At 72.9% G+C, this 6,661-nt stretch carries 7 protein-coding genes; 3 read left to right on the top strand and 4 right to left on the bottom strand.

Translation table 11 applies throughout. From position 1 onward, the window contains the following. The 3 genes from JHN63_RS45615 to JHN63_RS45605 form a co-directional block, all read right to left on the bottom strand. The coding region (locus JHN63_RS45615) for a DMT family transporter (protein ID WP_200691025.1) at nucleotides 1-779 on the bottom strand (779 nt) is incomplete at its 3' end. Nucleotides 780-798: 19 nt separating this feature from the next. Continuing rightward, the gene (locus JHN63_RS45610) at nucleotides 799-1,632 is read right to left on the bottom strand and encodes an AraC family transcriptional regulator (protein WP_200691024.1); all 834 of its coding nucleotides are present in this window, start codon (nucleotides 1,630-1,632) and stop codon (nucleotides 799-801) included. Between the two features lie 49 nt (nucleotides 1,633-1,681). Beyond that, nucleotides 1,682-2,329, bottom strand: a complete 648-nt coding sequence (locus JHN63_RS45605) for a TetR/AcrR family transcriptional regulator (RefSeq protein ID WP_200691023.1) — start codon at nucleotides 2,327-2,329, stop codon at nucleotides 1,682-1,684. Between the two features lie 46 nt (nucleotides 2,330-2,375). On the opposite strand from JHN63_RS45605, the gene JHN63_RS45600 reads away from it, so the two are divergent. Next, nucleotides 2,376-3,956: an FAD-dependent monooxygenase gene (locus JHN63_RS45600; protein WP_234478686.1), complete on the top strand. Its 1,581-nt coding sequence runs from the start codon at nucleotides 2,376-2,378 to the stop codon at nucleotides 3,954-3,956. A 73-nt stretch (nucleotides 3,957-4,029) separates the two neighbouring features. Further along, nucleotides 4,030-4,536 carry a hypothetical protein gene (locus tag JHN63_RS45595; RefSeq protein ID WP_234478685.1) on the top strand — a complete coding sequence of 169 codons (507 nt, stop codon included), beginning with the start codon at nucleotides 4,030-4,032 and terminating at the stop codon, nucleotides 4,534-4,536. Here the strand turns inward: JHN63_RS45595 and JHN63_RS45590 are convergent. Further along, complete coding sequence (locus JHN63_RS45590; RefSeq protein WP_200691022.1) at nucleotides 4,487-5,920, bottom strand: RNB domain-containing ribonuclease; 1,434 nt, start codon at nucleotides 5,918-5,920, stop codon at nucleotides 4,487-4,489. The two genes, JHN63_RS45595 and JHN63_RS45590, sit on opposite strands and share 50 nt — an antisense overlap. Before the next feature lie 76 nt (nucleotides 5,921-5,996). On the opposite strand from JHN63_RS45590, the gene yaaA reads away from it, so the two are divergent. Continuing rightward, on the top strand, nucleotides 5,997-6,661 hold a 665-nt coding region (yaaA, locus tag JHN63_RS45585), incomplete at its 3' end, for a peroxide stress protein YaaA (RefSeq protein ID WP_200691021.1).

Genomic DNA, 6,661 nt, shown 5'->3' with positions numbered 1-6,661 from the left:
CCCAGGAACAACGCCCCCGCCGCCACCGCCACCGCCGGGTTGACGTACGTGATCACCGTCGACCGCGTCGGGCCGACCTCCTTGATCAGTTCCAGGAACGCCACGAACGCCACCGCCGTGCAGATCACTCCCAGGCCGGCGAGGGACGCCAGGACCTGGGGCGACGGGACCGAGGACGGCCAGGTCAGAGCTGCCGCCGGGGCGTAGACGAGCGCCGCCAACGCCAGGCAGGGGGCGGTCAGTTGGAGCGTCGGGACGTCCTTCAGGTAGCGGGCCGCGATCAGCGGCGCCGTCGCATAGCCGAGCACCGTCAGCAGCACCTCCGCCAGCGAGCGCGCGTCGCCGCCCGTCAGATGCGGGACCGTGAGGACCGTGACCCCGGCCAGGCCAAGACCCAGGCCCGCCATCCGCCGGGCGCCCAAGCGCTCCGTGGCGCCGAAGAAGCGCGCCATCAGCACGCCGACGATCGGGACGCCCGCGATCAGCAGGCCCGCCGTAGAGCTGGACAGGTGGCGTTCCGCGTCCGTCAGCGTGAACCACGGGACGATGATCTCTATGCACGCGAAAGCCAGCATCGGGCGCCAGTGCGAGCGGACCACACGGGTCAGGCCGCCCTGTCGTAGGGCGAATGGGAGCAGGATTACGGCGCCCAGGGCGCAGCGGGTGAAGACGACCATGGACGGGGACAGCGGGGCGTCCACCGCCACCTTGATCATCAGGTAGGGGATGCCCCACACCACTCCCATCAGGGAGAACAGGAACCAGCCGCGTGCAGTCATACGGCGAGTGTCGGACCGGTCAGCGCCCGCCGTCTTGAACGCTGTTGCGGTACGCCGCCGGTGTCACCCCCAGCACCCGCCGGAACCACCGCGTCAGATGCGCCTGGTCGGCGAAGCCCACCTGGACCGCCACCTCGGCGGGGCGCCCGCCCGCCTCAAGCAGGCAGCGGGCCCTCGTCACCCGGTGCTGGGCGAGCCAGGCGTACGGCGGGATCCCCATCGTCGTACGGAAGGCCCGCAGGAGCTGGTAGCGGGACAGGCCGAAGTCCGCCGCCAGGGACGCTAGCGACGGCGGGGTCAGCAGTTCGTCGGCGAGGCGGTCCCGTACGGCGTGTGCCACCCAGGCCGCGCCCACGGTCAGGTCCGGTGCCGGGCGGGACGTGGAGTGGCGGCGCGCGAGGGCCGTCAGGAGCCACGGGAGGCGGGACTCCGCCTCCAACGGGTCCGGGCAGACGCTGAGTTGGGTGTGCGCCGTGCGCAGGGCAACGGCCAGTTCGGCGTCGTCGAGGAGGGGTTCGCGGAAGTGCGGGACGCCCGTGCCGAGGATGCCGTCCGTGAGGAGTGCCGGGTCCGCGTAGAGGGCCCGGTAGGCGTAGCCGTCGGTGGTGCTGCCCGGGCCGCCGGTGTGCATTTCCCCGGGCTCGAGTACGACGATGGAGCCCGGGCCGGTGCGGATGTGGCCGCCGCGGTAGTCGATGAGTTCCGCGCCGCCGACGCAGACGCCGATGGTGAACTCGGCGTGCGCGTGCGGGGCGTAGACATGCCGGTCGAAGCTGGCCGTCAGGAGGTCGAGGGGCGGGCCGCAGGGGCCCAGTCTCGCCCTCGTCCACAGTGCCTGCTCACGTGCGCCCACCGGCCGCACCCCCTTTCCTCCACAGGGTGCAACGCGCCGGGGCCGTGTGTCATGCCGGGGTGAGCGCCCGTTCCAACGCGTCGAAGGCCGCGCACACCCGCGCCCGGTGGTCGTCCACCAGGCTCTCCGCCGGCTCCCCCGCGAACACGCGGCGCGCGGTGGTGACGTAGACCGTGCGGTACGCGGCGACGGTCAGGGCCGCGGTCAGGGCGGGGTCCAGGGTGTCCGGGGCCGTCTCCGCGATGCTCTCGGCGAGGGCGTTCTCGATCTCCTCCAGCGCCTCGCGGCCCCGGGCGCGCAGGGCGGGCGAGTCGGCCACGACCTCCCAGAAGTCGGGGAATCCGCGGTCGGGGCCGGCCAACGGGTGGCGCCGGTCGAGGAGTTCGAGGGCGAGGCGGCGGAGCGCGGCGAGCGGGGTCTCGTCGGGGGCGCGGTGGCGTACGGCCCCGCTGAACACCTCGACGGCCTCCGGGATGCGGTCGAGGAACAGGTCCTCCTTGCGCGGGAAGTAGTTGAAGACGGTCATCGTCGACACCTCGGCGGCCCGTGCGACCTCCGCCACCGACACCTGCTCGAAGCCGCGCTCCCGGAACAGCGCCGAGGCGACGTTCGAGATCCGCTGCCGCGTGGCCCGCTTCTTGCGCTCCCTCAGCGGCAGCTCGGCCGCGTTCCCATACCCGCTCTCGTTCTCACTCACGGGAACAGTGTAGCCAACATAATTTTTTAGTGACTACAATCTACCCATGAGTACCGACACGAACATGGACATGCACGGGGACTACGACGTCGTCATCGCCGGCGCCGGGCCCATCGGGCTGCTGCTCGCCTGTGAGCTGCGGCTCGGCGGGGCGCGGGTGCTGGTCGCGGAGCGGCTGGCCGAGGTGGACGAGACCGTCAAGGCGGGCGGCATCAACACCCTCACCGCCGTCGCCCTCTACCGGCGGGGGCTGCTGCCCGCGCTGACCGAGGTCCAGGAGGAGACGGCGAACGGTATGAAGGAGTTCCTGCGGACGCAGACCCGCGGTGACGGGACCGCCCCGCCGCCGAAGTCGGCCGGCCACTTCGCCGGGATCACCCTGCGCGCCGATCTCCTCGACGCGTCGGACCCCGCCTTCGCGGAGGTCGGTCCGCCCGGCGAGGTCGGACGGTTCGTCCCGCAGGCCCCGCTGGAGCGGCTGCTCGGCCGACGGGCCGCCGAACTCGGCGTAGAGGTGCGCAGGCAGGTCGAGTTGACCGGCTTCGACACCGACGAGGAGGGCGTGACCGTCCACCTCACACGCACCGATGACTCCGCGCCGCAGTCCGTCCGCACCGGCTGGCTGGTCGGCTGCGACGGCGGCCGCAGCCTCGTGCGCAAGCTCGCCGGGGTTCCGTTCCCGGGCACCGCACCGGAGATCACCGGCTACCAGGCGATCGCCGACCTGACCGGGACGGAAGGACTGCGGAACGGCTGGAACGCCACCGACGCGGGGATGTACACGTACGGCCCGATGCCCGGACGGATCGTGAGCATCGAGTTCGACGGGCCGCCCGCCGACCGTCAATCCCCGCTCACCACCGAGGAGTTGCAGGCCAGTGTGCGTCGGGTGACCGGCGTCGACGTCACCGTGCACAAGCTGCACACGGCGACCCGGTTCACCGACAACTGCCGTCAGGCGGAGACCTATCGCTCGGGCCGGGTGCTGCTCGCGGGCGACGCGGCGCATGTGCACTCGCCGTTCGGCGGGCAGGGGCTCAACCTCGGTGTCGGGGACGCGATGAACCTCGGCTGGAAGCTCGCCCTGGTGGTCAGCGGCCGGGCGCCCGCCGAACTCCTCGACACCTACACGGCGGAACGGCATCCGATCGGCGCCTGGGTGCTGGACTGGACCCGCGCCCAGATCGCGGTGATGCGCCCCGACGCGCACGCCCGTGCCCTGCGCGGGGTGATCAGCGACCTCGCGGGGACGGTCGACGGCACCACGTACTTCGTCCGGCGGATCTCCGGCGCCTGGCAGCACTACGACCTCCCCGGCGCCCATCCGCTGACCGGTCGCAGCGCCCCCGACCTCGAACTCGCCGACGGCACCCGCCTCGGCGACCACCTCCACACCGGCCGCGCCCTCCTCCTCGACCTCACGGACGACCCCGAACTCCGGGCCCGTGCGGCCGGTTACGAGGGTGTGGTGGACGTCCTCACCACCACCTGCCCCCAACACCCGGAACTGGCCGGGCTGTTGGTGCGCCCGGACGGAATCACCGCGTGGGCGGCGGACCCGGACGGCACGAAGGACGATCCGGCGGACGCGCTGCGGCTGTGGTTCGGCGCGCCGCTTGGCGCTTGACACTGACGCGGCGGCAGCATCTGCACTGACCCCATGAGGACCAACTGGGCAGGCGGCGGGCGGGTGTTCGGGTATGCGCGGGCGCGGACGGGCCCTGGTGGCCGGGTCGGCGCTCGCGTGCGCGCTGGAGACACTCACCATGTCGGTGCTGCTGCGGCACTGGCCGGTGCTCCACGAACTGGTGCCGGTCCTGGGCGTCTGCGCGGTCGCGTCCGTCGCCGCCCTGCACGCGTCCTCGCTCGCCCGCCCGCACCTGCTGGACACGCGTGATCTACGGCTCCGGCGGGCCGTCCGCGCCGACGTGATCGTCCCGCTGGGTCATATCGCCTCCGCCGAGGGCGAGTTGCGGGTGGCCCGGCGCCGGTCCGACGGCGAACTCGACCTCCCCGTCGGCTTCCGCACTTCCATCACCCTCCAACTCGCCGAGCCGCTCACCCACTTCACGTTCCTCGGCCGCCAACGGGAGGTCCGCACCGTCCACTTCCACGCCGACGACGCCGACCGCGTCGTAGAGACTCTCGTGGAAGCGGTCAGGCGGGCGCGAAGCGTACCTTCGACGTTCCCGGGTCCGCCTGGGTGAGGCGGACGCGCAGGCGTTCGCCCAACGGGAGTGGGGTGGTACCGCCTTCGAGGCGGGCGACGACGGCCGGGGTGTCCAACTGGACCTTTCCCACGGTCGGTTGACGCTCCTCGACGTCCACCACGTAGCCGTCGAACAAGTCGCCCACGCGGTCTTTCAGCAGCGCGGCCTCGACGATGTCGACGCACTCGCGCTCGACGGTGCCCGCCAGGCGGGTGCCGTCGGCCATCTGTTTGGGGAGGGCGTCTAGGCCGGCCAGGACCCAGGCGGGCGGGGCGTCGGGAGCGAGGCAGAGTTCGGCGGCGTAGCGGTCGACGAGGCGTCGTAGCGGGGCTGTGCAGTGGGTGTAGGGGGCGGCGACGGCCGCGTGGGTGGTGACGGCGGGGAGGTTGCCGTCGCGGAAGACCGTGTAGCCCGCGCCGCGGAGCAGGGTCGTGCACTCCTGGAGGAAGGCCGCGTGGTGCGGGAGGTGCGGGTCGAGGGAGCGGATCAGCTGCGCGTACGACACGTGGTGCGGCCAGTCGATGTGCAGGGCGTGGGCTGTGCGGTGGAGGCGGCCGACCGCGCCGTCCGGGGCGGCGGGCAGGGTGCGCAGGACGCCCGTGCCGTGCTTGAGCATCAGGTCGGCGGCGGCCATGCCGGTGAGGAGGGAGATCTGGGCGTTCCAGCCGTCGGCGGGGAGCGGGGCGCGGTAGGCGAGTTCGTAGGTGTGGTCGTGCTCGACGATCTCCTGCTCGGGCACGTTGAGGGAGATGCCCCCGCGCTCGACCTCCAGCCGTTCGCGCGCCTCGCCGATGTCCTTGAGCAGCGCGAGCGGCTCCTCCGCGGTGCCCGCGTCGATCAGCCGCTGCGCGGTCGCGTAGTCGAGTTTGGCCCGGCTGCGGACCAGGGCGCGGCGGACGTCCACGGCGACCGTACGGCCGTCCGCGTCCAGGTCGATCGTCCACAGCACCGCCGGCCGGGTCGTGTCCGGCAGCAGGCTCGCGGCGCCCTCGCTCAGCAGGGGCGGGTGCAGCGGGGTCTTCTCGTCGGGGAAGTAGAGGGTGGTCACGCGGCGGTGGGCCTCCGCGTCCAGCGCCCCGCCGGGGGCGACGAAGGCGGCGACGTCGGCGATGGCGTACCGGACCCGGAAACCGGTCCCCCTGCGGGACAGGTGCATCGCCTGGTCCAGGTCCATGGACGTGGGCGGGTCGATGGTGAGGAAGGGGATGTCGGTCGTGTCCTCGCGCTCGGCCGGCGCGGGGGCCTTCGCCGCCCGTTCCGCCTCCGCCAGGACCTCCGGGCGGAAGGTCTCGGGGACGCCGAGTTCGGTGCGCAGGGCCGTGAGGGCGGCGCGGAGCGGGGCTTCGGGGGTGCCGGTCACCCGGATGCGGCGGCTGGGCATGACACGAGCGTAGGCACAATCCGCGGGCCCGCACCCTTTACGCTGGCGCAGCACCCACCGTAAGGAGAAAACCACCGTGCTCGTCCTGCTGCCGCCCTCCGAGGGCAAGGCCTCCGCCGGCCGCGGTGCCCCGCTCAAGCCGGAGTCGCTCTCGCTGCCGGGCCTCGCCGACGCCCGCGCGGCCGTCCTCGACGAACTCGTCGACCTGTGCGCGGCCGACGAGGACAAGGCACGCGAGGTGCTCGGCCTGAGCGAGGGACTGCGCGGCGAGATCGCCAAGAACGTCGACCTGCGGACCGCGGGCGCGCGACCCGCCGGGGAGATCTACACGGGTGTCCTCTACGACGCCCTCGACCTGGCCTCGCTGGACACCGCCGCGAAGAAGCGCGCCGCGCGCTCGCTGCTGGTGTTCTCCGGGCTGTGGGGCGCGGTCCGCGTGACGGACCGCATTCCGACCTACCGCTGCTCGATGGGGGTACGGCTGCCCGGGCTCGGGGCGCTGGGCGCGCACTGGCGGGCGCCGATGGCGGCCGTGCTGCCCGAGGTCGCGGGGAGCGGGCTGGTGCTGGATCTGCGGTCCTCGGCGTATGCGGCGGCCTGGAAGCCGAAGGGCGAGGTCGCGGGGCGGACGGCGACCGTACGGGTGCTGCACGCGCCGACCCGGAAGGTCGTCAGCCACTTCAACAAGGCGACGAAGGGGCGGATCGTGCGGAGCCTGTTGACCGCGCCGGGCGCGCCCGG

The organism is Streptomyces sp. MBT65, from assembly GCF_016612545.1.
In the GTDB taxonomy this organism is placed as follows: Bacteria; Actinomycetota; Actinomycetes; order Streptomycetales; family Streptomycetaceae; genus Streptomyces.
The sequence above is the reverse complement of the archived record's forward strand: the minus strand, read 5'-3'. Positions and strand labels throughout refer to the sequence as shown.